The organism is Prochlorococcus marinus str. MIT 0919, assembly GCF_027359375.1.
GTDB lineage: Bacteria > Cyanobacteriota > Cyanobacteriia > PCC-6307 > Cyanobiaceae > Prochlorococcus_D.
Window position 1 is genome coordinate 1,602,008 of the sequence record NZ_CP114779.1, and the last position, 26,310, is coordinate 1,628,317.

Here is a 26,310-nt window from a genome sequence, read left to right on the forward strand (position 1 = left end):
TTAATTCTTCTTTTCCAAAGGGAGCAGGCTAATAGCTCCCGAATCTTTTTTTACATCAATTCTAAACTCTTGCCCTGGAACAAGACCAAGTTTTTTTGTATAGGCATGACCTATTAGAAGGTTCCCATTCCCATGAACACGAGTTTTAAACTCTGCTTGCCGTCCTCTTGGTGATCGATTCCCTGGTCTGCCAGGGCCATTAGAGCGTAATTTATATCCTTTCGCTTGCACTAAGGCTCTATAGAAGCTTTTGCGGAGGACCCTCCCACTAGGGCCTACGTAACCACAACCTCTTGCGATCTCATCTTCAGGATGAGAGCTTAAAGATCTGGCTTTGTCGAGCAGTTCCTTGCCTACTAGCATTTGGCAGTTTTAATTTCTATTAATTCTGACGACAAATTGTGATTGTGGCAAGAAAACTCTTTCAATTTTCTTCATCAAAGTAAGTAAAGGATGATAAAGAGAATCACCCAGATCCCATCTACGAAGTGCCAATAGAGTTCAGCTGCTTCAAGTGGGAATTTATTGGTACTGGTAACTCTGCCCCCCGGATAGCGTGCTTGCCACCAGATTATAAAAATCATCAAGGTGCCTAAAGTGACATGCAGCCCATGAAATCCTGTTAGGGCGTAGAAAGTACTGGCGTACAAATTGTCAGTGAGGCCGAAGGGAAGGCTGAAATATTCAATCATTTGACTCACAAGGAAGGCTAAACCTAGCCCTGCAGTAACCAGCAACCATTGTTGGCAGACTTTCGCATCTTTTTTCTGCAATGCTTTACTAGCGCGATGAAATGTAGCGCTACTTATTAGTAATAAAATTGTATTAATAGTTGGAAGTCCTAACTCAAGTTCGTATACCGCTCCAGGTAGTAATGGGTTGACTGCTTTAAAAGTAAGATACGCAGCAAAAAAACCTGCAAAAGTCATTCCATCAGCTACTAAAAAAGCTATGAGTCCAAATAATCTATGGTCGGAATGTTCACCTTCTAAGTTTTTGGGATCGGTAGTTGAACCAGGAGAGTTATCTTCTAAAGGAGCAATTGTTGTCATTCAGAACCCTCGATAGATTTGTTCGCGATAGAATTAGCATTGATTTCAACTTGGCCATACCCATATGGTTTGGTAACTAGAGGTGCTTCTCCTTTCCAGTTCTCAACAGGAGGAGGAGAGCTTGTTAGCCACTCTGGAGTTAGTGCTTCCCAAGGGTTATCGCCTGCGATAGGCCCCTTGAATGCGCTATAAATAACATTCCATAGGAAAGGCAGTGTACTTATCGCCATCAATAGAGCACCTGCACTACTGAGTTGATTCACAAAAGCGAATTGAGGATCATATTCTGCTACGCGCCGAGGCATCCCATTCAGCCCTAGCCAATGTTGAGGTGCAAAGCACAAATTAAAACCAATAAAGGTAATAATAAAGTGCAGACGCCCAATATTTTCGCTTAACATCCGTCCAGTAAACTTTGGATACCAGTGATAAATTGATGAAAATATTACAAAAACCGATCCGCCATAGACTATGTAATGAAAATGAGCAACTACAAAGTAGGTATCATGCACATGGATGTCGAAAGGAACCTGAGCCAATGCAACTCCAGTAATCCCACCGAGTACAAAATTTACAATGAAACCACATGAAAAAAGTATAGCTGTGTTAAGAGAGATTCTCCCACCCCAAAGAGTTGCCACCCAATTGAAAAACTTTATCCCAGTTGGTACGGCTATAAATGCCGTGGCAATGGTAAAGAAAAGCCTCATCCAAGGAGGAGTGCCACTTGTAAACATATGATGTGCCCATACCACTAATCCTAAAACAACAATTCCCATAATGGAATAAACCATAGTTGTATAGCCAAATAAAGGTTTTCGGCAATGCACTGGAAGTATTTCACTGACCAATCCAAATGCTGGTAGGACCATTATGTACACAGCTGGATGTGAATAAAACCAGAACAAATGTTGATAGACAATTACGTTGCCTCCAAGAGTTGGGTTAAAGAAACCTGTATGAGCAACAATATCGAAGCTCAATAAGATTAATGTTCCTGCCAAAACAGGAGTTGAAAGAACCACTAGTATGCTTGTCCCTAGCATTGCCCAGCAATACATTGGCAATTGCATAAGCTTTAGACCAGGTCTGCGAAGCTTTAGAATAGTTGCTATGAAATTGATGCCACCAAATATTGAACTACCACCTAAAAGCAATACACTTACTATCCAGATTATTTGCCCAGCAGCTGGTGTAGTAATGCTGAGAGGTGGATAGGCCGTCCAACCTGATTGTGCGGCACCATTAATAAAATAACTACTTATCAACATCAAACCTGCTGGAGGAATTAACCAAAATGCAACGGCATTTAATCGCGGGAAAGCCATATCTCTAGCACCTACAAAAAAAGGTATTAAATAATTACCAAAGGCACCATTTACTACCGGCACTATCCAAAGAAATATCATGATTGTTCCATGCAGAGTTAGCACTTGGTTATATACGTCTCTTGCCATGAAGTCTGAAACGGGGCTTGTCAACTCAATTCTTATGGCACTAGCTAGTGCTCCACCAATTAAATAGAAAATAAAGCCGCAAACCAAATATTGGATACCAATTACCTTGTGATCTAAGCTGAAACTTAGGTATCGGAGCCACCCAGTTGGTTGAAGCCCACCTGAACTATTTGTTTTTGTAGGAGGTATTGAGAGTGTCATGCTTCCAAACTAGGCTTTTTTGAATTCTTCATGTACCAATTCTTGTAGTCTTCAGGATCTTCCACTACAACTGTTGATCTCATACCTCCATGGTATGGCCCACAGAGTTCAGCGCAAATAATCGGATATTTACCTATCCTTGTAGGAGTAAAGTTCAATATGGTTGGTTGTCCTGGAATGACATCTTGCTTAAGTCGAAATTCAGGTACCCAGAAAGCATGTATGACATCTTTGGACTCCATTTTCATACTGACTGGCTGACCAACAGGTACATGAAGTTCTCCTGAAATAATATCCCCTGCTGGGTAGTGAAAAAGAAAAGCAAATTGCATTGCAGTTACTTCAACAGGAATGGTCCCCAAGCTTCCTTCTTGCATTAATCCTTGTGATGATGATGAGCCTATCCCGCCCCAAACTTTCTCTTCAGGGGCCATGGCATGTTGATCATGATTTACGTGGGTTAATGTTTGCATTCCTCCCATTCGGTCATATATGTCATAGCTATAGAGGCCAACAAATAATATTATTATTGCTGGCACAGCTGTCCAAAAAATTTCAAGTGGAAGGTTGTCTTCAATAGCTAGCCCATCTCCAATTTGACCAGGTTTCCTCCGAAATTTTATAAGGCTATAAACAACAAGTCCGAACATCCCCACAAAAAGAATTGTTCCAATAATGAAGAGAACTTTAAAGAGTTCGTCATAAATAGGGGCGTTGGAGCTTGCGACGACAGGGAGCAGATTTACGTTGTTACCAACCCAAATGCCTCCAATTGTCAATATGAGACTCGCTAGGATCGTATATATAGCTGTAGGGGACAACGATACAAAGCTCAGTGTATATCTTCAGGTTATTAAGAATTTTTGATTTGCGCATGCAATGTTGTCCAGAGGATTCTTTTTGATAGATTTTCTTTCTTTTGTATGAGATTTTGTCCTTGAATTAGTTGGATTTTGATTGTTCTGTCAGGAATGGGAGATTTAACGATGTATTTCAATGTTGTACTCCTGTAAATATCGTGCCGTAATGCTCCAAATAGCTACCTTAATGATATAGCACTATTTAGATTTTACTCTGTCTTATAGCTTGCCACCCTATATTTTAAGAAAGCGCCTTGGGAAGCTGGCTTCTCATATTGTTGTAGCACTTGTCATGCTTGTTGTCATAGGCGGTGCTACTCGTGTAATGGAAGCTGGGCTTGCTTGTCCAGACTGGCCTCTTTGCTATGGATCATTTTTCCCACAGGGGCAGATGAACGTGCGGGTTTTCTTGGAGTGGTTGCATCGTCTTGATGCATTTTTTGTTGGGATAACAATTCTAATTCAACTGGTTTTTTCTCTTTCTTTTAAATCTTCTTTGCCTAAATGGATCCCTATGTTCAATGGGATCGTTCTTGTTTTAGTTTTCTCTCAGGGCATGCTAGGTGCTTTGACGGTGTTTGAATTATTACCATCAATGGTTGTCATGGCACATCTGGCTCTGGCTTTGACTCTCCTAGGCTTAATGAGCGGAGTATCTCAGATGCTTCTTAACCCTGATGGAATCGAAACGCCTCTTTGGTGGAGAGGCTTAAGCATGGGTTCGCTGATAGCAGTAGTCACACAGTGTTTAGTTGGCGGAGGAATGGCTACAACATGGTCTTCACAAAGATGTATTGCTCAAGGTATTGATTGTCAATTGCTTGACTTGCATCGCTTTACTGCCCTGCCAGTAGCTTTTTTTATTATTTCTTTTGTAATTACTTCTATATATAAAGGGGGTTGGTTTAGAGACCAATGGCCTTTTTTATTAACTGTATTTTCCTTGCTGGTTATCCAAATTATGCTGGGAGTGTTTTCTGTTCAACTTGGTTTAAAACAGCCTCTGTTGACTATCTCTCATCAGTTGATTGCAGCTTTATTGGTTGCGTTCCTGTCTGCATTGAGTTTTCGTAGGCCTAAAGCTGAAAATCTAGGCATTAATCACGATTTTCAAGATTCATTGTTTGAGGTTTGTCATGGTTAGTTCCACTTCGCACCTTCCTGAATCGGTTTCCAACCGTGAAAAATTTGTTCCTTCTAGAAAGGTTGTAAGACTTCCGGCCTGGTTAGAAGTAGCCAAGCCACGTTTAATTCCTTTGCTTTTAGCCACAACCTTGGGTGGGATGGCATTGAGTGAGGGTTGGCCATTGCCTTCCCCTCGATTGGCATGCACGCTTGGCGGTGGAGCGCTTGCAGCGGCTGCAGCGGGAGCTTTGAATTGCCTTTGGGAGCAGGAGCTTGATGGACGAATGAAAAGGACAAGCTCTAGGGCACTACCTTCAGGACGACTTTCTTCGACTGCTGTATTTACGGGTGCTATCTCCTGTACTTTGGCTGCAGCAGCGCTTTTAGTTAGTGGAGTTAATTGTTTGGCTGCAGGGTTATCTTTACTTGGCTTATGTAGTTATGTCCTTTTGTACACAGCTTTTCTTAAGCCTCGAACTTCTCAAAATATTGTTATCGGTGGAGTTGCCGGTGCTATTCCACCATTAGTTGGTGCTGCTGCAGCTACAGGCCATATAGGAATTAGTAGTTGGTGGTTATTTGCCTTGGTAATGGTATGGACCCCGGCTCATTTTTGGGCATTGGCAATTCTCCTTAAGGATGACTATGAATCTGTAGGTATACCTATGCTGCCTGTTGTTAAAGGCTCAGTATTCACAGCAAAAGCTATTTCTCAATATGGTTGGGCAACTGTTTTTTTGAGTGTCTTAGGCGTTTTTGCGTTGCCGGATGGAGGACTGTTATATGGATTGTTGTTGATTCCTTTTAATGGTCGCTTGATTCAAATGGTAAATAGATTGGCAGCTGATCCAGATGATTTAAAGAATGCTAAAGGGTTATTCCGTTGGTCGATTCTTTATATGTTTGGGATTTGTCTTTTGCTAGTAATTAGTCGTTTCCCATTAGCGGGGGAATTTCATAGCCAAGGTATGCAAATAATTTTAAATATTGCAAGCGCTTTCCCAATCTCCTAAATTAACAAATAATGCATCAATTCGACTTTTCTTAAGTTTTCCTAGCATTCATTTAAGAAGTACTTTCTTTCAATGGCATTGGTTGAAATTCAAGATTTATATAAGTCTTACGGTCCTGTAAGGGCTTTGCAAAATTTAAACCTTGAAATATCAGAAGGCTCCTTGTTTGGTCTGTTAGGCCCTAATGGATCTGGGAAAACTACGACACTTAAGATTCTTTCTACATTATTAGCTCCTGATTCAGGGAGAGTCCTCATTGATGGAATAGATGTTTTAGCAAATTCAAAAGATGTTCGACAAAAAATTGGCTATGTAGCTCAAGAAGTTGCGATTGATAAAATTCTTTCTGGGCGTGAACTCCTTCAATTGCATGGCGACCTTTACCATTTGCCTAGGAGCAATAGGGATTCACGAATAGAAGATTTAATACAACAACTTGAAATGAATGAGTGGATCGATCGTCGTTCAGGCTCCTATTCAGGAGGGATGAAAAGAAGGCTTGACCTTGCTGCTGGTTTAATGCATCAACCTAAATTATTAATTTTGGATGAACCAACAGTGGGGTTGGATATAGAAAGTCGTTCAACTATATGGTCTCTTTTAAGAGAACTGAGCACCAATGGAACTACTGTTCTTTTAAGCAGCCATTACCTAGAGGAAGTAGATGCCCTTGCCGATCAAATGGCAATTATTGATAGTGGAGAATTAATAGCAAAAGGGTCTCCTAAAGAACTCAAAGAAAAGTTAGGTGGACAACGCGTTACTCTTAAAGTGAGAGAGTTTAGTGACCTTGCAGAAGCTGAGAAAATCAGGTCTTTAGTTGTTCAGATAGCAGGAGTGAGTCAAGTTGTTATTAATAGGGCACAGGGTTTTTCGTTGAATTTTGTAGTTGATGATCAACAGGTATTGCAAGCATTACGAAGTAAGTTAATTGAGGCGGGGGCAGAATTGTTTGCACTTTCTGAGAGTCGACCTAGTTTGGATGATGTGTATTTGCAAGCCACTGGTCGAACTATTATGGACACTGAATTAGAAATTGCTGGGAAGAGAGATCTTAAAAATGAGGCCAAGCAATCTATGAGGTGAAAAAAATCATTTCTTTGTTACCGAACTATTTGAGGCGCTTTCTTTTTTATCCACATGAGCAGTTCTATTTCTCAACTATCGCCAACTATTAATAAAAAGTTCCAATTCTCAGATTTTTTCCAGGAAACAAAAGCCTTGACTAAAAGGCTTTTCCTTCAATTAATACGTCGCCCATCAACTTTGATTGCAGGCATTCTTCAGCCCTTAATTTGGTTAGTTCTATTTGGAGCCTTATTCGCTAATGCTCCCGCAAACCTTATCCCCGGAGGTATGGAATACGGCAAGTTCTTGGGTGCTGGAATTATTGTCTTTACTGCTTTTAGTGGAGCCCTTAATGCGGGATTGCCCATAATGTTTGACCGTGAATTTGGTTTTCTAAATCGATTACTTGTTGCCCCTCTTCAAGCAAGAAGCTCTATTGTTGTTTCGTCTGTTATTTATATTTCAACAATAAGTATTTTGCAAAGCTTGGCAATTATGGGCACAGCTTTTGTACTTGGTTATGGTTGGCCCTCTGGAGCAGGATTTGTTTTAGTTTTGCTTACTTTATTAATATTAGTTTTTGGAGTCACAGCATTAAGTTTGGGATTGGCTTTTATCTTGCCAGGACATATTGAGTTGATTGCAGTTATCTTTGTAGCAAACCTTCCTTTGCTATTCGCAAGTACAGCTTTAGTTCCAATATCTTTCATGCCAGCTTGGTTGGGCTGGCTAGCAGCGATTAATCCGCTTACCTTTGCTATAGAACCTATTCGAATTGCTTATAGCAGTTCTATTGATTTGACGTCTGTTCTAATTAAAGCTCCTTATGGAGATATAACTGGATACGGATGTTTATTTCTTTTGACGGTTCTTACTATTGGGTTGTTTTTAATCATTCGCCCTCTTTTAAACCGGAAACTCACTTGATCTTGTGAATTCAACTAAAACAACAGAGCTTCTTTCTTCGAGGAAAGACTGGCTTCAGAATCAAATCTCGCAAGCGACAATAGAAAATAATAAGCAACTTCTTTCGGTCTTGGAAGCTCAATGGGTTCACCGTTATGGGCTGGAAACTTTGCATGAAACAGATTTAAAGGATGCCACGCTTCATCTTCCAAAAAACTTTCCCTCTGATATTAATCAGCTCGATAAGTCTACTTCGGGAAGAGGAAGTTCAGAGAAGTCACTAATTAAAGATTCCGCAAAAGTCGGATTTCAATTATCTTCTCAAATTCAAGAAGAAACTTTAACCCAGAATGTAATTGAATTGGAAGATAAAATAGATAGAGATTTTATTGACGAAGCCTCAAAAGACTTGTCTGAGGTAGATGGTTTAATCACTAATAGAGAAGAGCAAATTGAACAGTCTATAATTGAAGCTGTCAATATTTCTGCGCCCCCACCACCACCACCATCTATTAGTCATTTGCGTAGATGGTTACCTTCGATTCTTGATAGAAACATGGAGGCCTCATAACTCACTTAAATATTCAGTTGAGGATATTTGCTTGGCTGGAAAAATTTCAAGAAATTTTTCCAGAGAGATGATTACATCATCCCAGGCATACCCATACCACCCATACCACCCATACCACCCATACCACCCATACCACCCATACCACCCATTGGGTCGCCACCACCTTCACCGGCAGCAGCAGGTGGCTCTGGTTTGTCGGCAATGACAACCTCAGTTGTGATTATTAGAGATGCTATTGAAACTGCATCTTGTATTGCCAGGCGTATTACTTTGACTGCGTCGATTATGCCTGTCGAGAGAAGATCTTCGTAATTTCCAGTTGCTGCGTTATAACCTTTCCCAAGGCTTTCAATTTTTGATACAACAACATCACCATTCGCTCCTGCATTAATAGCTATTTGTTTCGCAGGTTCATAAAGTGCTTTCTTAACAATATCAACGCCGGTTTTTTGGTCGCCATCTAACTCTTCTGCGAGACTTTGAAGTTCAGCACTTAAATGAAGAAGAGTACTTCCACCTCCTGCAACTATTCCTTCTTCAACAGCAGCTCGAGTAGCATTTAAAGCATCTTCAATTCGAAGTTTTCTATTTTTTAATTCTGTTTCAGTTGGAGCACCAACCTTGATAACTGCTACGCCACCTGCAAGTTTTGCAATTCTCTCATTTAGCTTTTCTTTGTCATAATCAGAATCTGTTGCATCTAACTCTCTTTTTATAGAGGCTACTCGCGAGCCAACCTCTTTACGATGATCGTCGTTAGCAACAATAGTTGTTGTGTCTTTTGTAATAGTGATTTTTCTTGCTTTACCCAGGTCTGAAAGTGAAACTTTATCTAGAGACATAGCTTTGTCTTCACTTATCAATGTTCCACCTGTTAAAACAGCAATATCTGCAAGTGCTGCTTTGCGCCTTTCGCCGAATGATGGTGCTCTAACAGCTGCAACTTGCAATACTCCGCGATTTTTGTTGATTACTAAAGTTGCTAAAGCTTCCCCTTCAACCTCTTCAGACAAAATGATCAATGGGGAACCACTTTTTTGAACGGCTTCAAGGACAGGAACTAGATCATTAATTGAACTTATTTTTCTATCAGTTATTAAAAGTAAGGGATTCTCAAATTCACAGATTTGACGATCAGGATCAGTGACAAAATACGGAGAGCTATACCCACGATCAAATGCCATCCCTTCTGTAATTTCTAGCTCAGTGTTTAGGGATTTGGATTCTTCAACTGTAATAACACCATCAAAACTAACTTTTTCCATTGCTTCGGCAACCATTTGCCCTATTTCTTCATCCCCACCAGAACTTACTGTTGCCACTTGCAAGATATCGTTCCCACTAATTTCTTTACTTTTAGCTTCAAGTTTTTGAACTATTACTGATACAGCTTTTTCCATACCTCTACGAAGTTCAATAGGACTCGCCCCTGCTGCAGTATTTTTCAGGCCTTCATGAACCATGACTTGGGCAAGAACAGTTGCAGTGGTTGTTCCGTCGCCAGCCTTATCCTTAGTTTTTGAAGCAACTTGCTCAATCAGTCTCGCACCTAAATTTTCGAAAGGGCTTTCTAGCTCTATATCTTTTGCGATGGTAACACCATCATTAACTATGTCTGGTGCCCCATATTTTTTTTCTAGAACTACATTTCTACCTTTGGGGCCAATGGTTACTTTTACTGCGTTAGCTAGTGCATCTACGCCTTTTTCAAGGGCACCTCTAGATTCATCAGAAGAACTAATGAGTTTGGCCATTTTAAATTTTGGTGCGTCAATTTCCTATAACACTCTTACGCAAAGACAGTTGTTAATAAGTGGGGAAAGCCGAATCCTTAGGACACTTTTAATTCCATTAGTGCTCAAAGGCAGTTATGGTCCAAATATGAATGATCCAGGCGCTTTGTTTTTTATCCTTATGGCCGGACTGGCTGGGACAATGACATTGATATATGTACCTGTGAGATTATTTCTTACTGCCACAGCGAGGAGTCGAAGACTTAAACTCTTACAAAGGATTCGCAGGCTTAGAGATGAATTGGGCCAGCCGATTGAGAATTGATCTTCCATAAAAGTTTAAAAGCCTTTTACTTGCAAGAGTCTAACTTGCTAATTTACTTAAGCCAAAGTTATATTTAATTAAATATTTTATGCAATTTATATTTCCTATTTAGCCGATAATCCTTTAAGCTTAAGTGCTAAGGCTTCTTGAACTTTTTTGAGGTTTTTGTTTTAATAATTGTAGTAGTTATCTATTGCCTTATCCTGGAATCCTTGTGCTTTAAATAATCTTATTCGAGAGCAAATAAGTTCACTTTATATTTTTATTATCCTTGTGATTATTATAATGATTAGGGTCGTAAAAGCTTGCAGATGAAATGCTAGCTCATTACCATCCCCCCATCAACTTGTAAAACTTGACCAGTTATATAGGACGCAGCATGGTCAGCAGCTAGGAAACGCACAGTGCCAGCAACATGCTCAGGATTCCCAAAAAATCCTAATGGTATTGCAGTTAAAATTGGATCTGCATTTAGCTCTTTAGTCATGTCAGTTGTAATAAAACCAGGAGCAACAGCATTAACAGTTATTCCTCTACTCGCAAATTCTTTCGCAGAACTCTTTGTAAGTCCAATAACACCTGCTTTTGCTGCTGCATAATTTGCTTGCCCAGCATTGCCCATAAGTCCCACTACAGAGGTGATATTTATAATCCTTCCTTTCCTTTGTTTAAGCATAGGCCTTGCAACAGCTCTTGAGCATAGAAATACTCCAGTCAGATTCAGTGCTACAACTGATTGCCAATCTTCAGTTTTCATTCTCATTAATAGACCATCTTTTGTAATCCCGGCATTATTTACCAATACATCTATTTTTCCGCTTTTTTCCAAGATGGCTTTTATCAGGTTATCCACAGAGTTCTCATCAGCTACATTGGCTTGAATTGAGTATGCACGTCCTCCCGATTCTTTAATTGTAGAAACCACTTCTTCCGCTTTTTCTGGGGAGCTTGAATAGTTCACAGCCACTTCAGCCCCTGCTTCGGCAAGGCTGAAAGCAATCGCCTTCCCTATACCTCTGCTAGCCCCTGTTACTAAGGCAGTTTGTCCTTCCATTAGAGCTGAATTAACCATTAGTTTTTTGATTATTTATATCGTACGTAAGAAACTAGTTGCGACTCAACCTAAAAGTAAAGAAACTGGGTAATGATGATTTCAATATTTTAATTTCTTTTATATAGGAGATGGCTGTGCATTTGTTAATTGCTTCTGCAGGGATTGGGAGTCGAATGGGGGCAGGTTTCAACAAGTTGTTATTACCAATAGCCGGAAAACCTATTTTGAAATGGACATTGGATGCAGTTGACTCTGCTGATTCAATTAAATGGATTGGAGTCATAGGACAGCCTGGTGATCAGCAGGTTATTGTAAAAATGTTTGATGACTTTTCTAAACCCATGGAATGGATTCAAGGTGGGAAGACTCGTCAGGAATCTGTGGAAAGGGGATTAGCCGCATTGCCAACAGAAGCTGAATATGTACTTATACACGATGGAGCAAGATGCTTAATTGAACCAGACTTACTGAATCAGTGTTCTGAAATGGTTGAGAAAGGATTCGCGGTAATAGCAGCTACTCCTGTTACGGATACAATTAAAAAAGTGGATGAAAATGGTTTCATATTAGACACCCCTGATAGGGACGTTTTATGGGCTGCCCAGACCCCTCAAGGTTTTCAAGTTGAAAAGTTAAAGAAAGCTCATGAACAAGCAATTAAGAGAAAATTGAATGTAACTGATGACGCATCTCTCTTTGAGAAGCTTGGTTGGCCAGTGAAAATTCTTCAATCCGGCCCTTCAAATATTAAAGTCACAACTCCTTTTGACCTTTCTGTGGCCGAAGCAATAATTGCTAAGAAGAAAAAACTCTAAGCAATCCTTTATTCCCATCAATTAATGCTTCCCTTCCTAAAGGAAGAGCGGCATTAGCGGAAGAGTGCCCTACTGGAAGGTCTGCTATCACAGGAATTTGTAAGTCTTTAGACCGTTCTTTGAGAATTTCATTTACCTCAAATCCATAAGTCTCTTCATTAGAGAACTGGTTCTCACATTTAACGAAATCCCCGAATGCTAGTCCTGCGAGACCTTGTAGTAATCCTGAAAGTCTCCATTGAGTTAGCATGCGGTCAATACGATAAGGTTCTTCCCCGATATCTTCTAAAACAAGGATGGCACCTTTCAGACTTGGCATATGGCTACTACCAAGTAGATGAGAGGCAACAGTTAAGTTGCAAGCTACTAATGGTCCTCGAGCGATTCCATTGTGCCAGGAGACCCCATGTAGATCTGGAATTGACTCGCCGAAGAGGATCGACCTTAGTCTTTCCTTGCTCCATTCAGGTTCTTTTGGCAAGGAAGTGATTAAAGGACCATGAATATTTCCATCGAACCCTGATGCCAACCTTGAGAGTAAGATTGAGCTGACATCTGAGAAACCAAGAAGCCAACCTTTTTGCCATGGTTGGCGGCGTTCTAGCAGTCTTGCGGCGCCCCAACCTCCTCTTGCAAATACTTTAAGATTTGCAGAATGATCTGGATGCAATTCGTTGAACCTGATTGTATCGTCTCCTGCTAGATACCCCCAATTACGTCCAATTACATTGTTCTCTCTGCAAAGTAACCCCCACTTTGCAAATATTTCTAAACCATTTCTTAAAGAATTCTCGTCTGAAACTATAGAGCTGGCAGCAATTGTTATAACCTCTTCCCCTTCTTGAAGAGGTGTCGCATAAGTGGTTGGATTGATAGAAACCATGCTTAGCTAAGTATTAATCCTAGCAAAATGAAACTACCGAGTAGAACTTGCCGCGTAAAATGTCTACTATAATTAGACGTTCCACCAACGTGCTTTTTTAATAAAATAACTTCTTTTTGCATGCCTATGCTTGATATAAACAATATAAGCCAAAAAATCAGACTTTTACCTGCATTAAAAGCTCCATATGCAAGAAAAAGGGAAGTTATTCCATAGCATATAGATACAATTGGTAGCGCCTTCTCTCCAAGGCTTAGAGCACTACTTTTGATGCCTAGTTTTCTATCATCACTTTTATCAGACATTGCATAGACAGTGTCAAAGCCAAATGTCCATGTTAGGGTTGCTATCCAACAGGAAATCAGTGGCCATCCTCCATTTAAGGTGGATTCCATAGCTGCCCATGGAATTAGGACTGAAAACCCCCAACAAATCGCTAAAAGAGCTTGAGGGTATTTGAACCATCTTTTTGAAGAAGGGTAGATTAAAATAGGAACTATTGATATCAACGCAAGCTGTAAGCATAAAATTTGGCTCTCACTAGGTAGAAGGAAAATTGTCAATAGACTCAGAATTAAAGTTGAAAATAATAGTATCCATGCTGTAGAAAGTTTGATATTCCTAGAAGCCAAAGGTCGGTCTTTAGTTCTCTGAACTTTCTTGTCGATATTCATATCCCATAGATCATTCGCAATGCATCCTGCTCCACTTATAAAAATTCCTCCCAAAATTATTAAACCAACCAACCATCCGGATGGTGGTGCAGAAGGTGTTAGCCAAAGTGACCATCCAGCTGGAATTAATAAAATAATTCTTCCGCTTGGCTTGTTCCAGCGAAGAAGTTCGATCCAATGAATGAGATGTTCAGTAGAGTTTTGAATTTTCACTGATAGATGCGTTTAAGAAAAAAGTTTGGATTTTGAAGCAAAAGACGTTTTCAATGCCAAAGTGTCTATGTAGCTGGCCCCACTTATATGACAGGTGTTAACTCTCTGTCTAATCCATTAGAAAACTTTGAAAGTGAAAAAGTTAAAAATCAAAAAACTTTTTATATAGGTGCAATTGATATAGGGACTAATTCAACGCATTTATTAGTAGCATCTGTCGATGCTTATTTGCATACTTTCTCTATAGCCCTTGCTGAAAAATCATCGACTAGACTTGGTGAAAGAGATTCTGAGACTGGCGACTTAACAGAAGCAGCAATGCATAAGGTGGTAAATACTTTAAAGCACTTTAAAGAACTAGCGTTTAGTTACAAAGTTGAACACCTAATTATTGCTGCTACAAGTGCTGTTAGAGAAGCTGGTAATGGTACACAGTTCTTAAACCGTATTAAACAAGAACTAGATTTAGATGTAGAGCTGGTAAGTGGATCTGAAGAAGCACGATTGATTTATTTAGGAGTTCTTTCGGGGATGCCGTTTGGTGGTCAACCACATGTTTTGGTCGACATTGGAGGAGGTTCAACAGAATTAATTTTGGCTGACGGAAGAGATGCGAAAGCTTTAACTAGTACTCGAGTAGGAGCTGTTCGACTTCAAGAAGATTTTGTTAAAGATGACCCAATGCCCCCCAAAAGAAGAAAGTTTTTAAGAACTTTTATTGAAGGGTCTTTAGAGCCTGCCGTAGAAAAAATTGTGAGTCGCATGGACCCTGAACAGGTACCAGTAATGGTCGCTACTAGTGGGACGGCGATGGCTATAGGGTCTTTGGTTGCTCAGCAAATGAATCACCATATTGAAAAATTACATGGATTTAAATTTTCTAAAAGTTTTTTGGATGATCTGATCTTAGAACTTGTAGGTCTAACTCCAGATGAGAGAAAGAAATTACCTTCTATTAGTCAGAAGAGATCAGAAATATTAGTGCCAGGGTCTTTGATTTTGCAAACAATTATGGAAATGTTTGATGTTGAGGAAGTTGTTTTAAGTGAAAGAGCCTTAAGAGAAGGTTTAGTCGTTGATTGGATGTTTCGTAATGGTTTTTTAAGTGATAAATTTGTCTTACAAGGAAGTATTAGAAAACGAACGGTCCTTCATCAAGCAAGACGGTTTGCAGTAAATAACGTTAGAGCCGAAAGAGTGTCTCAACATGCACTTGAATTGTATGACGGCTCTCAAGGAATCTTGCATGACGATCAAGGTGTAGGAAGAGAGTTGTTATGGGCTGCTGGAATGCTTCATGCGTGTGGTCAGCACATAAATCTCAGTGCTTACCATAAGCATTCTTGGTATTTAATACGGCATGGAGAACTTTTAGGTTATTCGCAAGCAGAGCATTTAATGGTGGCTGCTATTGCTCGCTATCAACGTAGAAGTTTGCCTAAAAAGCGTCATGAGGCTTGGCAAATTTTGGAAACAAAAGAAAACCGTAAAATTGTTTCCGAAATGTCTCTTCTTTTGCGCTTATCAGTAGCAGTTAATAGAAGACCTGAGCCTGTAATTGAATCCATTAATGTTTCTGCTAAAGCTTCTGAGTTGACTCTTAAACTTGTCCCTGAAAAGCCTTGCCAAGATCTAAGCCTTGAAGTATGGAGCCTAAAGAATCATTATTCTTTAGTCAAAGATTTGACGGGATTTAATTTAAAAATACTAGTTGGTTAATTCAGGATTTAAAGAGCTATCTAACTTGAATGGACTTTGATTGTTAAGTTCAGTTGAAGGTGTAGTTGGGTTGGGATTAGTTTTCTCTTTTGAGTAAAAACTATTAATTATAATCGATGGCAAAGAAATGCCTAGTAGCAAAGTTAGTATTGACAAGCTAGTGATTGAAGCGACTGCGACAATTTTTTTGTCAATTATATTTGACTCTTTCTTTTTTACTTCTTCAGTCTTAGTTGAATCATTAGTAATTGGACTTTCATCACCTAACTTCACTTCAATCCCTAATTTCTCAGAGATTCTTCGAATCATTGCTTTCACAAAAACTTTTTCTGGTAGGAGTTCTGCTTGACCTTGTTCAACTGCAATGAGTTGTTCCTCGCCAATTTTTAGCATCTCAGCTAACTCTTTAGTGGATAGATTTTGAGATTCTCTAGAGTTTTTTATCGAAGATCCAACCTCCGAAAGAGATAAGGACTCATCCTTTAAAGGTTCACTAATTTGGCTATTTTCAATATCGCTCACTATCTCAATACATTTTTTAATAATTCTAGTGCAAATAATTAATTTTGGCGAAAAAGATGTTTGTGATCTGAACTATATAGCTTCGATCGTTTATGTTTTGCATTGAAGCCTGGACTAATTATATAAAGTGTTGTGCGAAAAAGATTCATTTCTTTTGACGCGAAAGCCATTTCCTTAAGGCTAACAATTTTTATCACCTCATCTTGCCAGCTAACTCTATATCCAATGATTACGGGAGTATCTTCTGGATAGTATTTCAACAAGGTTCTTTGAACGTCATTAACATGTCTAGCGCTTAAATATAAACAAAGTGTTGCTTTTATGGAGGCGAGATTCTCTAGAGATTCATTATCTGGAGTTCCTGTGCGACCACCTGCTCTTCCTAGAATTATAGTTTGCACAACTCCAGGAATAGTAAGCTCTTTTTTTAATGTTGAGGCAGTTGCTTGATAAGCACTGACTCCTGGAATAACCTCAACTTCAATTCCTGCTTCATGGAGCGCAGATATTTGTTCTGAAATTGCTCCAAAAAGACAAGGATCTCCGTCATGCAACCTCACGATGTTTTTCCCTTCCTTGCTCTCACGAATAATTAATTTAATTATTTCCTCAAGTGTTAAAGAACTTGTTTTTATTTTTTTGCAATTCTTTGGAGCAAGGTTTGCTATTTGCGGAGATACCAAAGAATCTGTCCAAATAAGAACCTCTGAATTCTTTATTCTTTCTAGTGCCCGTAGAGTAAGAAGGTCGGGGGCTCCAGGCCCTGCTCCAACAATTGAAACTCTGTTCATTGGATTTGCTTGATATTCTTTTTCGAATCAGGCATTTTTCTTTTTTTTATGTATATCCAGAACAATCCAAATACCCCTAACCCTATGAAAAGCGTGCTGATTAATTGTGCAATGCGAATACCTCCTGAACAATAGGGTGGAATGCCTACTAAGCAAAGAGGGTCAATGCGTAAGCCTTCGATCCATAACCTGCCAACGCTATAAACGCTTATGTATATACAGCTTAAAGAACCCGAAGGAAGCTTTAAGCGTCCCTTGATGCTTAATTTAAATAAATAAATCAATATAATAAATAGACTAATATTCCAGAGTGATTCATACAAGAAAGTTGGATGGAAATATTGAGCATCTAGGAAGACAGTAGGTCTATATGGATAGGGAATAAATAACTTCCAGGGAATATCAGCAGGCACACCAAAAGCTTCGTTGTTGAAAAAATTACCCCACCTTCCAATTGATTGCCCTAAGGCAACTGAAGGTACGATTACATCGAGAACATCCCAAAATGATTGTTCTTTCCATTTGCAAAAAAGTAATATTGATATTGCTCCTGCAATTAAGGCTCCATGTATTGCTATGCCCCCTCTCCAGATTTCAAGAAAAGATGGTATTGGTATTATAAAGTTTAGAACTTTTAAAGAACTCCAGAAATTATCCCCACTGTAATTCCTCCATTCGAATAAAACATAATAGATCCTTGCACCTACCAGAGAACTTGCAACCAATATTGGAAAAAGATCATTAATTAAATTGTGATTTAACCCTTTTTCTGTTGCTAATTTACTTGATAAGTTAATCCCAATTAACACAGATATTGCTATCAAAAAACCATACCACCGCAATATTAAAGGACCGATTTTTACTAAATCTGGCCCTGGAGATTGAAAGGTTAAAAATAAAAGACTCATTTATTTCCAGCCTTGACTGCTGTGTTTATATTCCTTCTGCAGCTTGAACCTTCTCAACCTGTTTCTTTTTAAGAACAAGTAATATTTGAGTTAACGCAACACCAGCAAAAAAAGCAATCAAGCCCAAAACCCTTGCAGGACTTTGAAGCACTACTTCTGCATCTAATTGACCAAAACCTCCTACGTTTGGGTCATTAGTTAAAGGAGAGCCCTGTAGGATATTGTCACCTATATTGACTATAAGATCTGGTCCGGCAGGTATCTCCTGTGCTGAGGATTCCCCGTTTCCGGCTTCAACAATAACGCTTTTAGAACCATCTTCATTGACATTTATTGAAGAAATTGTCCCTGAGGACGCTGAAGTGAAGCTTGTGTTATTACTTTTTTCTCCAGTTGGGTAAACTTGACCTCTACCTCTATTCCCACCTACATGAATTGAGTATTTGCCAAAGTGAATATTTTTATCCGTAGAAGGATCTGGTGAGAGTATTGGGAAAACAATTTCTTTATTTTGGTCACCTAATAGAGGGCCAACAACAATAATATTTTCTTTGTCTTCACTATATTGAGTGAAATAAACACCACTGGTCTCTTCTTTTATTTTGTCTGACCAACGATCTTGAGGTGCTAGTTTAAAACCATCAGGAAGCATTACTAAAGCACCAACTTGTAGAGGCACTTTGCTTCCATCAGCACCAATCTCTTGGGTTCCTTTTTTGTAGGGAATTTTTACTGAAGCTGTAAAGACACTGTCTGCTGCAACCGATTGAGGCACTTCTACTTGTGTTGTCATTTTGGCTAGATGGCAATTGGCGCAAACTAATTTTCCAGTTGCTTCACGTGGGTTTTCATAATTTTCTTGCGCCCAGAAAGGATATGCCCAGCTTGAGGAGGGCATGATTATTAATGAGAGAACTACAAGGGTAGAGCCTAGTAATAGTGCAAGAATTCTGCGCATTTGAAAATTGTTGATAGCTGATGAATAAATGTTTTAGTGTTTAGATTTTTATGTCCACCAAGGCTTGTCTCCAGTTCTAAAGTCCGTTTCAGTCCATTGACTAACAACTACGTTGTCATCTTCAACATCGACATGGGCGATTGCAAGAGAAAGCGGCGCTGGTCCTCTTACAACCTTCCCATTCGAATCATATTGGCTTCCATGACAAGGGCAAATATATTTGTTAGCCCCGCTATTCCATGGAACAACACATCCTAGATGTGTACATATAGCATTTATACCAAAATCACTTATTGCGTTGTCCCCTTCGACTATTAAATAGGTTGGATCTCCTTTTAAGCCTTGTACGAGACTTCTGTCTCCAGATGGGTGACTTGAAAGCCAACCGCTAGCAGTTATTGGGTTGCCAAGTTCATCTTTAGCAGAGGTTCCACCGGTACCTCCACCAGCCCTTAGAGGCATGAAATAATTTGCCACTGGATATAAGGCGCCTAATGCAACACCTGTAGCAGTACCAAATGTGAGAAGGTTCATGAACTGCCTCCGACCCATAGAGGGCACATCGCTAGGAGTCATTTGTGTCATGCCTGATGTTCTAACAGTCCATAATCAATACCATTATGTACCTTCGAGGTGCGCGATTGCTCTTAAATCAAGCTATCTCAATGATTTGATTTTAAAAATGACTTTTGAAATTGCTGAAAAGCCAAGAAAGCAATTGACTGTTCAAGAAATGGTTTATTTGGTAAGAAGGCGATGGGGCGTTTCTTATGACTTGCGGCTGGAGGTTAAAGGTAGCTCTATTTATTTTCAGATTATGTGGGCTTATCTAGAACAACAGTCTTTTTGTTGTACCGAAAAAGAATACTTGGAAAAAGTAAGTTATGTAGTTGATGTTTTGAATAGGCTTGGGCAGCAAGGACTTATTAGAGAATGGATTCCCAGCTGCTCAGGGAAGCCAAGAGTTGGCAGGGCTCTTAACCTGCATTTGAAGGGGGGTGAACTTTTGAGGGAATTTCTTCTTTAAATTTATTGCTTAGTGCTACAAGCAAAACACCTATGAAGAACAATATTAAGATTGACCCCGCAAGTAATAACATTGTTACTGGGTCAGTAGAAGGGGTTAAAACAGCACCAGCAATAGCTGCTCCCATCAAAACCCAACGCCAAGAAGAGATCATTTGCTTCCAATTTAAGAGACCAAATATCCCTAATAAAAGTTGCAGGATTGGAAGTTGAAAGGATAAGCCAGTTGCAACCATAAGCAATAGGACAAAGTCTAAATATCGCTCTATTGACCAAAGCGGCTCGACTACATCAGCTCCATAGTTCAATAGGAATTTTAAAGCAGCTGGGATTAGTGCCCACCAAGCAAAAAACAGACCTCCCATGAATAAAACAGCTGAGCCTGCGACAGCAGGCGCGATCAGGTTCTTTTCACGTTTTGTTAAGCCTGGGAGGATGAATGCAAGTGCTTGAAAAAGCAAATATGGAATTGCAATAATTAAACCAGAGTATCCAGCTACTTTTATTGACACAAAAAAGAACTCGCCAGGAGCAAGTTGGAGAAAATGAATAGATCCTGCTGGAGCTTCTAAAAACCTTACTAATGGTTTTATAACAATAAGGCTTGCAGCGGCAGAAACAACTATTGCAATTAAACACTTTAGGACTCTTTGCCTTAATTCTTCTAGGTGATCTACAAAAGGCATTACTAAGCCATCATTAAAATTATCAGTGTTATTTTTTTTCTTAATAGGATCTTTCATAAGTATCTTTTTGACTGCAACTGCTATGAAAAATTAGTTTTAGGAGGATAAGAGACTAATCAAATTAATTTTTAATATATATAAGCTAACTCTACTAAAAAAATAACTATAAATTAAGTATTTCTCTTCTGGTTAAGCCTGAGTTCTCTTTAAAATTCTTGGAACTTAAGTTGTCTATGCATACTTACTTCTTTTGGAGCCCCTTGATTGGGTGCTATTAATTCTTTCAGGATTAGTAGGGTCAGGGAGTAAAAACGGAGGGCAGTCATTCAGTGAGGACTCTCCATATACTTCATATTCTCGATAGCCACCCATTTTGCCATTTGTTTTCATTAGAGCACTTATGAAAGCTAATAGTAGAAAAACTGTTGGAGCACCAATGATTAGAGCTGCACCAAAAATATACCCAACTAAGAATTCTGCAAAACTATGGTTGCCTAAGAATTCATGAGTGCCAAGTAAAAATTCCAACATGTCGATCTTCCTAACTGGTTGCTGATGATAAAGCATTTTGTGCTTTTGCTCTAGACCTTTCAAAATGATCTTTGCCATTTAATGGATCTCCCCATAACACTTTCCCTCCTCGATGCGTAACAGTTCCAGGAATAGCCCCTTTGAGTTTTTGAAGTTGCTTGATTGGAACCATTGTTATAGAAACCTTTTTACTGTGCCTGGCTTTACTAAAGTATGCAGCTAGATCTGCACAAAATTGAATATCGCTTTCTTCAGCTCCTCCGCCTTGAGAGGCTTTGATTACAACATGCCCACCTGGACATTCTTGGGCATGAAACCAAAAATCACCTTTGCGAGCATTTTTTATGCTTATTAATTCATTTTGGCGATGGTTCCTCCCAATTTGTATTGATAGTCCGTTAGGGCTAATGATTTCAAGAACAAGGTTAATTTTTTTTGTATAAGAAGGTTTTGAACTGTTCTTATCGATTGAAAAAAGATGTTTATCTAGTTCTTCTTTTAACTCGCTAATTGCATGAATTTTCTCTAAATTACTCTCACAAGTATTTAAAATAATATCATGGACAAAAAGTTCACTTTCAGCAATGAGAGCAAGTTTTTTTTGATGAAAGTTCACTCTTTCTATTAGCATAGATTCAGAACGCCTTATTTTTTTTGCTTTTTTATATAGTAATTGAGCTTCTTTTATAATTGCTTTACTTGGCTTATGGGAACTAAGAATAGAATCAGCCTTTCTTTGAATTTCATCGCTTTCTTTAACTCTAGTAAGAAGTCCTTTTTGCTTAATTAGGCTTTTCTCTTCATTGATTCTTTCTTTGATAAGTCTTTGATTCATTTCATCAAATAGTTTATTAAACCTCTTTTGTTCTAAATGACTTCTATAATACTTTCCAAGAAATAGACTTATATTTAGAGCTGAAGATGGTGCTAGTTTCTCATTGCCTTCTTTCCAAACTCTGTAAGCAGTAGGACCTTCAGAACATATGCAGAAGCTTTCTTTGTCGCAAACCTCTAACCAAGCATGCCATCTTTTGTAAATGGATTCCCAGGTTTCTTGAGCTAGATCTTTTACAGATAAATTTACAATTTGTTCAGCTGTTTCTTTTTTATCACTTGCTAATTGAATAGCGAGAGAGGGACTGATTCCTTGATAATTCATCAATAGAGCTTCTTTTAGACTTATAGGAATTAGAGAAAGCCTTTCTTTCCAATCTTCAAAACATTCGTCTTTGTTAGGTTCCTTCCCATTTAGAGGAGGAGGAGGTGTATAAATATCACCAGTGCTAATCGGCCTGAGTCTTGATTGGTATTCTCTAACTTGCTTGCCAAGGGTGATTGTTTTTCCTTCTTTATTCAGCATTAAAAAATTACTATGTCTACCCATTAATTCAAGTATCAGAGACCTATGAGATTTTTCTTTAGGTCTAAATCCAAAATGAAACTCTATAACTCTTTCAAAGCCTTTTTGTTTTAAATCGATTAAGGCCATTTGATTAAGACCATGATTTACTTGTTTTGCAAGTGTGCTCTCCCCTGATGTCTTTGGTGGCGGGGCGATTTCTACTAGTCTGGCTGAATAGGCGTCCCAACTTAGCTCAATCCATATAAGTTCTTTAATAGTTCTTAAGCCTATTTGAAGAGTATTTGCTTCAGGTTGTTGAGCTTTTTCAAATCGACTGGGAATTATTTTTTTACGTAATTCCACAACTACAGCCTTAATACTGGTTATATCCATTTTTTGGAGTGTCTTAGTTCCCATTGATCTAGTTTGGAAAATGTCAGTAGATCTTTTTTGCAGGCTATTACTTCAGCTATTTTATGACTTCAACTAGTTCTCTTACCGTAATTACTGGCCCCAGTGGTGTGGGGAAAGGGTCTTTAGTTAAAAAATTGCTTGAAAGGAATAATCAAATTTGGCTTTCGATTTCTGCTACTACTCGATTGCCTAGAGAGGGTGAGACTGAAGGAGAGCATTATTTCTTTTTAACTATTGACAAGTTTAAAAAGGAAATCGAGAATCAGGGTTTTTTGGAATGGGCTGAATTTTCCGGTAACTTTTATGGCACGCCTAGAAATCAAATAAATAAAAAAATTTCCGAAGGAAGAAAAGTATTACTGGAAATTGAGCTTGAAGGAGCTAGGCAAGTAAGAAATAATTTTCCAGACTCATTTCAGATTTTTATCGCTCCTCCAAGTGTTGAAGAGCTTGAAAAAAGAATTAGAGGTAGAGGTACCGAAACTGAAAAATCAATTCAGAGTCGCTTGGCTAGAGCAAAAGAAGAGATTGCAGCACAAAAAGAATTTGATGCAATAGTAATTAATGATGACCTTCAAGAGGCTTTAATTGATATTGAAAAACTTATAGGCTTGCGATCTTAAAAATTAAAATTTATAAACCAGGATGGAAAAGAAGGTCTGGCACAAACCGGTTCCATTCAACAAGTATACCGGCAGTAATAACTATCCAAATGGTAGCCACTACAGGGGCTGATCGGAACCATTTTGTACTAAATAGTTTGAACATAAGATTGATTTAGAAAAGAAGCTTAAATTTAAGAATTTTTATTTGATCTAGATTTTTTTAACGAGGACCATTGAGAGTAATGTTTTCATCTTTCTCTCTAAGCTCACCGCTTCTGCCTTGCCTATTAGCTTCAAAGGGCCATGCTGCTCCTTTCCTTAAGCATTGTCTTGCTAATGCAAAATCAATGATTATTTCATTCTCAGCAGGATTTTTTTTCAGTTTTGAAGCTCTTAGGTATTCTCTGCCAGACCAACCAATAATCCCTGCGATATAAATAAATATATGGGCTGGGATTAAAACATCACCTTCGTGATGACGGTTTGCCAAAGCACCAAAAGGTTCAATGGTGGCAGCAATTATGAGGTGAGGTAGACCATCATCACCACATGATGCTTTGCTATAGCGCTCAAATCTGGCTATGTCTTTAGGAGTTGATGCACTGCTTGCCCGTTCTTGGAAACGGGTATTCTCTGAACACAGTGTCAGAGCAGAAGCTGTAAAACCAGTATCAGCTCTATCAGCATTTAAAGCTTCCCCAGCTGCATTAGCGATTGGAGCAAAACCTAATAAAAGGAATGCGGATAGAAGGATTGAGAAGAGACGACGCATTAGTTCGAAGCCTTTTTTAGCCTGCTCTTATAAGAAACAGGATTTTATTACTACCTAAGTTAAATGAGATACGCCCAAATGATGCAAACTGTACTGGCCCTCGAAACAAGTTGTGACGAGACAGCCGTAGCAATCGTCAGATTCAGGGCTGGTAGATTTCATGTGCTAGCCAATTGTATTGCTTCTCAGGCTGATGAGCATTCCCAATGGGGTGGAGTTGTTCCAGAAATTGCTTCTAGACGCCATCTAGAAACAATTCCTTTCCTTATTGAGAAGGCGTTAAACGTTGCAAATATAAATTGCAATGAAATTGACTGTATCGGTGCGACAGTAACTCCTGGATTGACAGGTGCTTTATTAGTCGGCTCAGTTACTGGAAGAACACTTGCTAGTTTGCATAGAATTCCATTTATTGGTGTCCACCATTTGGAAGGGCATCTTTCATCTGCTTTATTATCAGAACAAGCCCCTGTTACGCCCTATTTAGTTTTATTAGTGAGTGGGGGGCATACAGAGTTGATAAGAGTCAATAAAGATTTTGATTTCCTGCGTTTAGGTAAAAGTCATGATGATGCTGCAGGAGAAGCGTTTGACAAAGTTGCAAGGCTTTTGGGGCTCTCTTATCCAGGGGGGCCAGCTATTCAGCGACTTGCTAAGAATGGCAATCCAAAAAGGTTTCCCTTCCCCAAGGGGAAAGTATCTAAGCCTGGCGGAGGGTTTTATCCTTATGATTTTTCTTTCAGTGGTTTGAAAACTGCAGTATTGCGTCAAGTTGAAACCTTTAAATCAATATCTCAAGAAATGCCCGTTGAAGATCTCGCGGCAAGCTTTGAACAAGTTGTGGCAGAAGTTCTTGTTGAAAGAAGTTTGAAATGTGCATTAGACGAAGGGATTAACTCCATGCTCATGGTTGGTGGAGTTGCTGCTAATAATCGTTTAAGACAACTAATGCTTTCCCGTTCCATAGCAAGTTCAGTCAATCTTCATTTGGCATCCAAAGAATTTTGTACTGATAATGCAGTAATGATTGGTCTTGCTGCATTAAGAAGATTTCTTTTAGGAAATAGTTCTAGTTCAAGAAATTTGGGTGTATCTGCGAGATTGCCTTTAGATCAAGCAGATCTCCTATATGGCAGAGAGCCACCTTTCTAAAATATTCTCAAGATTTTTTTAGATCACTAGAATGAGGGTATGAATTATGAAAATGAAAAAAATTTGGATAACTCTGCTGAACCTGTCAGTAAGCAAGAATTGAATTCTTGGAAGCGAGGTTTTACTCCTCAGGCCGAGATATGGAATGGAAGGATGGCAACTATTGGATTGATTCTTGGAGTAGGTGCTTTAATTATTGCAAACTTTTTCTTTTAGCTTCTCTGGAACATATTTTGTCAACTCTGAATGTGAATTCTCAGAAAATTCGGAAATGTTTTAGTGATTGTGGAAGCTATAGATGGTGGCTAGAAAGACAGATTGGTTCAGAGAAAGAAAAATTGCTTTTTATTGGATTGAATCCTTCTACAGCTAGTAACTTGTCAGATGATATGACTCTAAAAAGGCTTATGGGCTTTTGCAGAGCTTGGAAGTACGGGACTCTTGTGGTGATTAACTTGTTTGCAAAAGTTAGCAAGTCTCCTTCGAGTTTGAAGCTTTGTTCAGACCCAGTTGGGATTGAGAATGACTCAGAAATTAAATCTAGACTTTTGGTATGGGCAAATAACTCTGATTGGAATTTATGGCTTGGGTGGGGAGCTATGGGTGTCTATAAGAATAGAAATAGTAAAGTGCTTAATTTTTTAGAGTTTTTCTCAAAGATTAGAGTTAAGAAGTTGCAAAAGTCTTTAGGCCCAATGGTTATTGGCTGCACGAAGGGTGGCCACCCAATGCACCCCTTGTATGTCTCAAGGAGCAAAGTTTTGATGCCTTACAAGGATTTTCTTATATAGCGCATAGGCTTGGTTGGTTTAGAGTCGCAAGGAAGATTTTTTTGAAATCCTTTAAATCGGCTTTATTAAAAATTAAAGACAGTAATTAGTACTACCATTTATACATTAGAGGGTTTACATAAAGAGATGTTTAAACCATTCTC

General features: G+C 38.9%; 31 protein-coding genes. 13 read left to right on the forward strand and 18 right to left on the reverse strand.

Annotation, left to right across the window (positions count from 1 at the left end):
* From O5635_RS08730 to O5635_RS08745, 4 genes are all read right to left on the reverse strand, one after another.
* On the reverse strand, positions 1-363 hold the full coding sequence (locus tag O5635_RS08730; protein WP_036901243.1) for an AbrB family transcriptional regulator: 363 nt from the start codon (positions 361-363) through the stop codon (positions 1-3).
* Between the two features lie 74 nt (positions 364-437).
* On the reverse strand, positions 438-1,052 hold the full coding sequence (locus O5635_RS08735; protein ID WP_036901242.1) for a cytochrome c oxidase subunit 3: 615 nt from the start codon (positions 1,050-1,052) through the stop codon (positions 438-440).
* Positions 1,049-2,710 (reverse strand): cytochrome c oxidase subunit I, encoded by a 1,662-nt coding sequence (ctaD, locus tag O5635_RS08740; RefSeq protein WP_036901241.1) that lies wholly within the window; start codon positions 2,708-2,710, stop codon positions 1,049-1,051. The genes O5635_RS08735 and ctaD overlap by 4 nt, the downstream gene beginning before the upstream one ends.
* Positions 2,707-3,531, reverse strand: coding sequence for a cytochrome c oxidase subunit II (locus O5635_RS08745; protein ID WP_036901240.1), 825 nt, complete (start codon positions 3,529-3,531; stop codon positions 2,707-2,709). Before O5635_RS08745 ends, ctaD begins: the two co-directional genes overlap by 4 nt.
* A 265-nt stretch (positions 3,532-3,796) precedes the next feature.
* Here O5635_RS08745 and O5635_RS08750 point away from each other — a divergent pair, with 265 nt between their 5' ends.
* From O5635_RS08750 to O5635_RS08770, 5 genes are all read left to right on the forward strand, one after another.
* The gene (locus tag O5635_RS08750) at positions 3,797-4,714 is read left to right on the forward strand and encodes a COX15/CtaA family protein (RefSeq protein WP_241462932.1); all 918 of its coding nucleotides are present in this window, start codon (positions 3,797-3,799) and stop codon (positions 4,712-4,714) included.
* A complete protein-coding gene (locus O5635_RS08755; RefSeq protein WP_036901238.1) occupies positions 4,707-5,708 on the forward strand; it encodes a heme o synthase in 1,002 nt (333 codons plus the stop codon). Before O5635_RS08750 ends, O5635_RS08755 begins: the two co-directional genes overlap by 8 nt.
* A gap of 72 nt (positions 5,709-5,780) precedes the next feature.
* Positions 5,781-6,794, forward strand: a complete 1,014-nt coding sequence (locus tag O5635_RS08760; protein WP_036901237.1) for a daunorubicin resistance protein DrrA family ABC transporter ATP-binding protein — start codon at positions 5,781-5,783, stop codon at positions 6,792-6,794.
* A gap of 54 nt (positions 6,795-6,848) precedes the next feature.
* Positions 6,849-7,703, forward strand: coding sequence for an ABC transporter permease (locus O5635_RS08765; protein WP_036901236.1), 855 nt, complete (start codon positions 6,849-6,851; stop codon positions 7,701-7,703).
* Between the two features lie 4 nt (positions 7,704-7,707).
* Positions 7,708-8,253 carry a hypothetical protein gene (locus tag O5635_RS08770; RefSeq protein ID WP_036901235.1) on the forward strand — a complete coding sequence of 182 codons (546 nt, stop codon included), beginning with the start codon at positions 7,708-7,710 and terminating at the stop codon, positions 8,251-8,253.
* A 71-nt stretch (positions 8,254-8,324) separates the two neighbouring features.
* Here the strand turns inward: O5635_RS08770 and groL are convergent, their stop codons facing one another.
* The gene (gene groL, locus O5635_RS08775; protein ID WP_269607505.1) at positions 8,325-10,007 is read right to left on the reverse strand and encodes a chaperonin GroEL; all 1,683 of its coding nucleotides are present in this window, start codon (positions 10,005-10,007) and stop codon (positions 8,325-8,327) included.
* On the opposite strand from groL, the gene O5635_RS08780 reads away from it, so the two are divergent.
* Positions 9,994-10,311, forward strand: coding sequence for a hypothetical protein (locus tag O5635_RS08780; RefSeq protein ID WP_193742015.1), 318 nt, complete (start codon positions 9,994-9,996; stop codon positions 10,309-10,311). The genes groL and O5635_RS08780 overlap by 14 nt on opposite strands.
* A 319-nt stretch (positions 10,312-10,630) precedes the next feature.
* On the opposite strand, the gene fabG is transcribed toward O5635_RS08780, so the two are convergent.
* Positions 10,631-11,383: a 3-oxoacyl-[acyl-carrier-protein] reductase gene (gene fabG / locus O5635_RS08785; protein ID WP_036901232.1), complete on the reverse strand. Its 753-nt coding sequence runs from the start codon at positions 11,381-11,383 to the stop codon at positions 10,631-10,633.
* Between the two features lie 116 nt (positions 11,384-11,499).
* Here fabG and ispD point away from each other — a divergent pair, with 116 nt between their 5' ends.
* Entirely contained in the window at positions 11,500-12,180 is a 681-nt protein-coding gene (ispD, locus tag O5635_RS08790; protein WP_036901956.1) for a 2-C-methyl-D-erythritol 4-phosphate cytidylyltransferase, read from the forward strand.
* Here the strand turns inward: ispD and O5635_RS08795 are convergent.
* A complete protein-coding gene (locus O5635_RS08795) occupies positions 12,161-13,063 on the reverse strand; it encodes a S66 peptidase family protein (RefSeq protein WP_036901231.1) in 903 nt (300 codons plus the stop codon). The genes ispD and O5635_RS08795 overlap by 20 nt on opposite strands.
* Before the next feature lie 2 nt (positions 13,064-13,065).
* Positions 13,066-13,950 (reverse strand): 4-hydroxybenzoate polyprenyltransferase, encoded by an 885-nt coding sequence (locus O5635_RS08800; RefSeq protein ID WP_152557277.1) that lies wholly within the window; start codon positions 13,948-13,950, stop codon positions 13,066-13,068.
* 87 nt (positions 13,951-14,037) lie between these two features.
* Here O5635_RS08800 and O5635_RS08805 point away from each other — a divergent pair, with 87 nt between their 5' ends.
* Entirely contained in the window at positions 14,038-15,669 is a 1,632-nt protein-coding gene (locus O5635_RS08805; protein ID WP_036901230.1) for a Ppx/GppA phosphatase family protein, read from the forward strand.
* Here the strand turns inward: O5635_RS08805 and O5635_RS08810 are convergent.
* Genes O5635_RS08810 through petC form a run of 5 tightly spaced genes read right to left on the reverse strand, consistent with a single transcriptional unit; the run spans position 15,658 to position 19,433 of the window.
* Positions 15,658-16,191 (reverse strand): helix-turn-helix domain-containing protein, encoded by a 534-nt coding sequence (locus O5635_RS08810; protein ID WP_052042739.1) that lies wholly within the window; start codon positions 16,189-16,191, stop codon positions 15,658-15,660. The genes O5635_RS08805 and O5635_RS08810 overlap by 12 nt on opposite strands.
* 38 nt (positions 16,192-16,229) lie before the next feature.
* Positions 16,230-16,982: a precorrin-4 C(11)-methyltransferase gene (cobM, locus tag O5635_RS08815; RefSeq protein WP_036901229.1), complete on the reverse strand. Its 753-nt coding sequence runs from the start codon at positions 16,980-16,982 to the stop codon at positions 16,230-16,232.
* Positions 16,979-17,890 carry a prolipoprotein diacylglyceryl transferase gene (lgt, locus tag O5635_RS08820; RefSeq protein WP_036901228.1) on the reverse strand — a complete coding sequence of 304 codons (912 nt, stop codon included), beginning with the start codon at positions 17,888-17,890 and terminating at the stop codon, positions 16,979-16,981. The genes cobM and lgt overlap by 4 nt, the downstream gene beginning before the upstream one ends.
* A 25-nt stretch (positions 17,891-17,915) precedes the next feature.
* The gene (petA, locus tag O5635_RS08825; protein ID WP_036901227.1) at positions 17,916-18,848 is read right to left on the reverse strand and encodes a cytochrome f; all 933 of its coding nucleotides are present in this window, start codon (positions 18,846-18,848) and stop codon (positions 17,916-17,918) included.
* Between the two features lie 48 nt (positions 18,849-18,896).
* Positions 18,897-19,433: a cytochrome b6-f complex iron-sulfur subunit gene (gene petC / locus O5635_RS08830; RefSeq protein WP_036901226.1), complete on the reverse strand. Its 537-nt coding sequence runs from the start codon at positions 19,431-19,433 to the stop codon at positions 18,897-18,899.
* Between petC and O5635_RS08835 the strand changes: the two genes are divergently transcribed.
* Complete coding sequence (locus O5635_RS08835; protein ID WP_081934268.1) at positions 19,381-19,875, forward strand: DUF3067 family protein; 495 nt, start codon at positions 19,381-19,383, stop codon at positions 19,873-19,875. The two genes, petC and O5635_RS08835, sit on opposite strands and share 53 nt — an antisense overlap.
* On the opposite strand, the gene tatC is transcribed toward O5635_RS08835, so the two are convergent.
* From tatC to O5635_RS08850, 3 genes are all read right to left on the reverse strand, one after another.
* The gene (tatC, locus tag O5635_RS08840) at positions 19,826-20,617 is read right to left on the reverse strand and encodes a twin-arginine translocase subunit TatC (protein WP_241462931.1); all 792 of its coding nucleotides are present in this window, start codon (positions 20,615-20,617) and stop codon (positions 19,826-19,828) included. The two genes, O5635_RS08835 and tatC, sit on opposite strands and share 50 nt — an antisense overlap.
* A gap of 174 nt (positions 20,618-20,791) precedes the next feature.
* Positions 20,792-21,091 (reverse strand): hypothetical protein, encoded by a 300-nt coding sequence (locus tag O5635_RS08845; RefSeq protein ID WP_036901944.1) that lies wholly within the window; start codon positions 21,089-21,091, stop codon positions 20,792-20,794.
* Positions 21,092-21,101: 10 nt separating this feature from the next.
* Complete coding sequence (locus tag O5635_RS08850; protein ID WP_241462929.1) at positions 21,102-22,826, reverse strand: Rqc2 family fibronectin-binding protein; 1,725 nt, start codon at positions 22,824-22,826, stop codon at positions 21,102-21,104.
* An 83-nt stretch (positions 22,827-22,909) separates the two neighbouring features.
* Here O5635_RS08850 and gmk point away from each other — a divergent pair, with 83 nt between their 5' ends.
* Positions 22,910-23,470, forward strand: coding sequence for a guanylate kinase (gene gmk, locus O5635_RS08855; RefSeq protein WP_036901224.1), 561 nt, complete (start codon positions 22,910-22,912; stop codon positions 23,468-23,470).
* A 10-nt stretch (positions 23,471-23,480) separates the two neighbouring features.
* On the opposite strand, the gene psaJ is transcribed toward gmk, so the two are convergent.
* Both psaJ and O5635_RS08865 read right to left on the reverse strand, forming a co-directional pair.
* Positions 23,481-23,615, reverse strand: coding sequence for a photosystem I reaction center subunit IX (gene psaJ, locus O5635_RS08860; protein WP_072013251.1), 135 nt, complete (start codon positions 23,613-23,615; stop codon positions 23,481-23,483).
* Positions 23,616-23,672: 57 nt separating this feature from the next.
* Positions 23,673-24,224 carry a photosystem I reaction center subunit III gene (locus tag O5635_RS08865; protein ID WP_036901223.1) on the reverse strand — a complete coding sequence of 184 codons (552 nt, stop codon included), beginning with the start codon at positions 24,222-24,224 and terminating at the stop codon, positions 23,673-23,675.
* 81 nt (positions 24,225-24,305) lie between these two features.
* On the opposite strand from O5635_RS08865, the gene tsaD reads away from it, so the two are divergent.
* From tsaD to O5635_RS08880, 3 genes are read left to right on the forward strand one after another with little or no spacing between them, the layout of a single operon-like run.
* On the forward strand, positions 24,306-25,376 hold the full coding sequence (gene tsaD / locus O5635_RS08870; RefSeq protein ID WP_036901941.1) for a tRNA (adenosine(37)-N6)-threonylcarbamoyltransferase complex transferase subunit TsaD: 1,071 nt from the start codon (positions 24,306-24,308) through the stop codon (positions 25,374-25,376).
* Positions 25,377-25,415: 39 nt separating this feature from the next.
* The gene (locus O5635_RS08875) at positions 25,416-25,592 is read left to right on the forward strand and encodes a high light inducible protein (RefSeq protein WP_036901222.1); all 177 of its coding nucleotides are present in this window, start codon (positions 25,416-25,418) and stop codon (positions 25,590-25,592) included.
* A 32-nt stretch (positions 25,593-25,624) separates the two neighbouring features.
* Positions 25,625-26,167: a DUF1643 domain-containing protein gene (locus tag O5635_RS08880; protein WP_241462928.1), complete on the forward strand. Its 543-nt coding sequence runs from the start codon at positions 25,625-25,627 to the stop codon at positions 26,165-26,167.
* The last annotated feature ends 143 nt before the right edge of the window (positions 26,168-26,310 follow it).

Excerpts from the sequence above, each read along its gene's own strand:
- O5635_RS08805 (WP_036901230.1), top strand. The coding sequence starts at position 14,038 with ATGACAGGTGTTAACTCTCTGTCTAATCCATTAGAAAACTTTGAAAGT.
- groL (WP_269607505.1), bottom strand. The coding sequence starts at position 10,007 with ATGGCCAAACTCATTAGTTCTTCTGATGAATCTAGAGGTGCCCTTGAA.
- gmk (WP_036901224.1), top strand. The coding sequence starts at position 22,910 with ATGACTTCAACTAGTTCTCTTACCGTAATTACTGGCCCCAGTGGTGTG.
- petC (WP_036901226.1), bottom strand. The coding sequence starts at position 19,433 with ATGACACAAATGACTCCTAGCGATGTGCCCTCTATGGGTCGGAGGCAG.
- O5635_RS08850 (WP_241462929.1), bottom strand. The coding sequence starts at position 22,826 with ATGGATATAACCAGTATTAAGGCTGTAGTTGTGGAATTACGTAAAAAA.
- O5635_RS08845 (WP_036901944.1), bottom strand. The coding sequence starts at position 21,091 with ATGTTGGAATTTTTACTTGGCACTCATGAATTCTTAGGCAACCATAGT.
- O5635_RS08865 (WP_036901223.1), bottom strand. The coding sequence starts at position 24,224 with ATGCGTCGTCTCTTCTCAATCCTTCTATCCGCATTCCTTTTATTAGGT.
- petA (WP_036901227.1), bottom strand. The coding sequence starts at position 18,848 with ATGCGCAGAATTCTTGCACTATTACTAGGCTCTACCCTTGTAGTTCTC.
- psaJ (WP_072013251.1), bottom strand. The coding sequence starts at position 23,615 with ATGTTCAAACTATTTAGTACAAAATGGTTCCGATCAGCCCCTGTAGTG.
- O5635_RS08835 (WP_081934268.1), top strand. The coding sequence starts at position 19,381 with ATGAACTGCCTCCGACCCATAGAGGGCACATCGCTAGGAGTCATTTGT.
- ctaD (WP_036901241.1), bottom strand. The coding sequence starts at position 2,710 with ATGACACTCTCAATACCTCCTACAAAAACAAATAGTTCAGGTGGGCTT.
- O5635_RS08795 (WP_036901231.1), bottom strand. The coding sequence starts at position 13,063 with ATGGTTTCTATCAATCCAACCACTTATGCGACACCTCTTCAAGAAGGG.
- cobM (WP_036901229.1), bottom strand. The coding sequence starts at position 16,982 with ATGAACAGAGTTTCAATTGTTGGAGCAGGGCCTGGAGCCCCCGACCTT.
- tatC (WP_241462931.1), bottom strand. The coding sequence starts at position 20,617 with ATGAAAGATCCTATTAAGAAAAAAAATAACACTGATAATTTTAATGAT.
- O5635_RS08765 (WP_036901236.1), top strand. The coding sequence starts at position 6,849 with ATGAGCAGTTCTATTTCTCAACTATCGCCAACTATTAATAAAAAGTTC.
- lgt (WP_036901228.1), bottom strand. The coding sequence starts at position 17,890 with ATGAGTCTTTTATTTTTAACCTTTCAATCTCCAGGGCCAGATTTAGTA.
- O5635_RS08875 (WP_036901222.1), top strand. The coding sequence starts at position 25,416 with ATGAATTATGAAAATGAAAAAAATTTGGATAACTCTGCTGAACCTGTC.
- O5635_RS08780 (WP_193742015.1), top strand. The coding sequence starts at position 9,994 with ATGAGTTTGGCCATTTTAAATTTTGGTGCGTCAATTTCCTATAACACT.
- O5635_RS08735 (WP_036901242.1), bottom strand. The coding sequence starts at position 1,052 with ATGACAACAATTGCTCCTTTAGAAGATAACTCTCCTGGTTCAACTACC.
- tsaD (WP_036901941.1), top strand. The coding sequence starts at position 24,306 with ATGCAAACTGTACTGGCCCTCGAAACAAGTTGTGACGAGACAGCCGTA.
- O5635_RS08755 (WP_036901238.1), top strand. The coding sequence starts at position 4,707 with ATGGTTAGTTCCACTTCGCACCTTCCTGAATCGGTTTCCAACCGTGAA.
- O5635_RS08760 (WP_036901237.1), top strand. The coding sequence starts at position 5,781 with ATGGCATTGGTTGAAATTCAAGATTTATATAAGTCTTACGGTCCTGTA.
- fabG (WP_036901232.1), bottom strand. The coding sequence starts at position 11,383 with ATGGTTAATTCAGCTCTAATGGAAGGACAAACTGCCTTAGTAACAGGG.
- O5635_RS08730 (WP_036901243.1), bottom strand. The coding sequence starts at position 363 with ATGCTAGTAGGCAAGGAACTGCTCGACAAAGCCAGATCTTTAAGCTCT.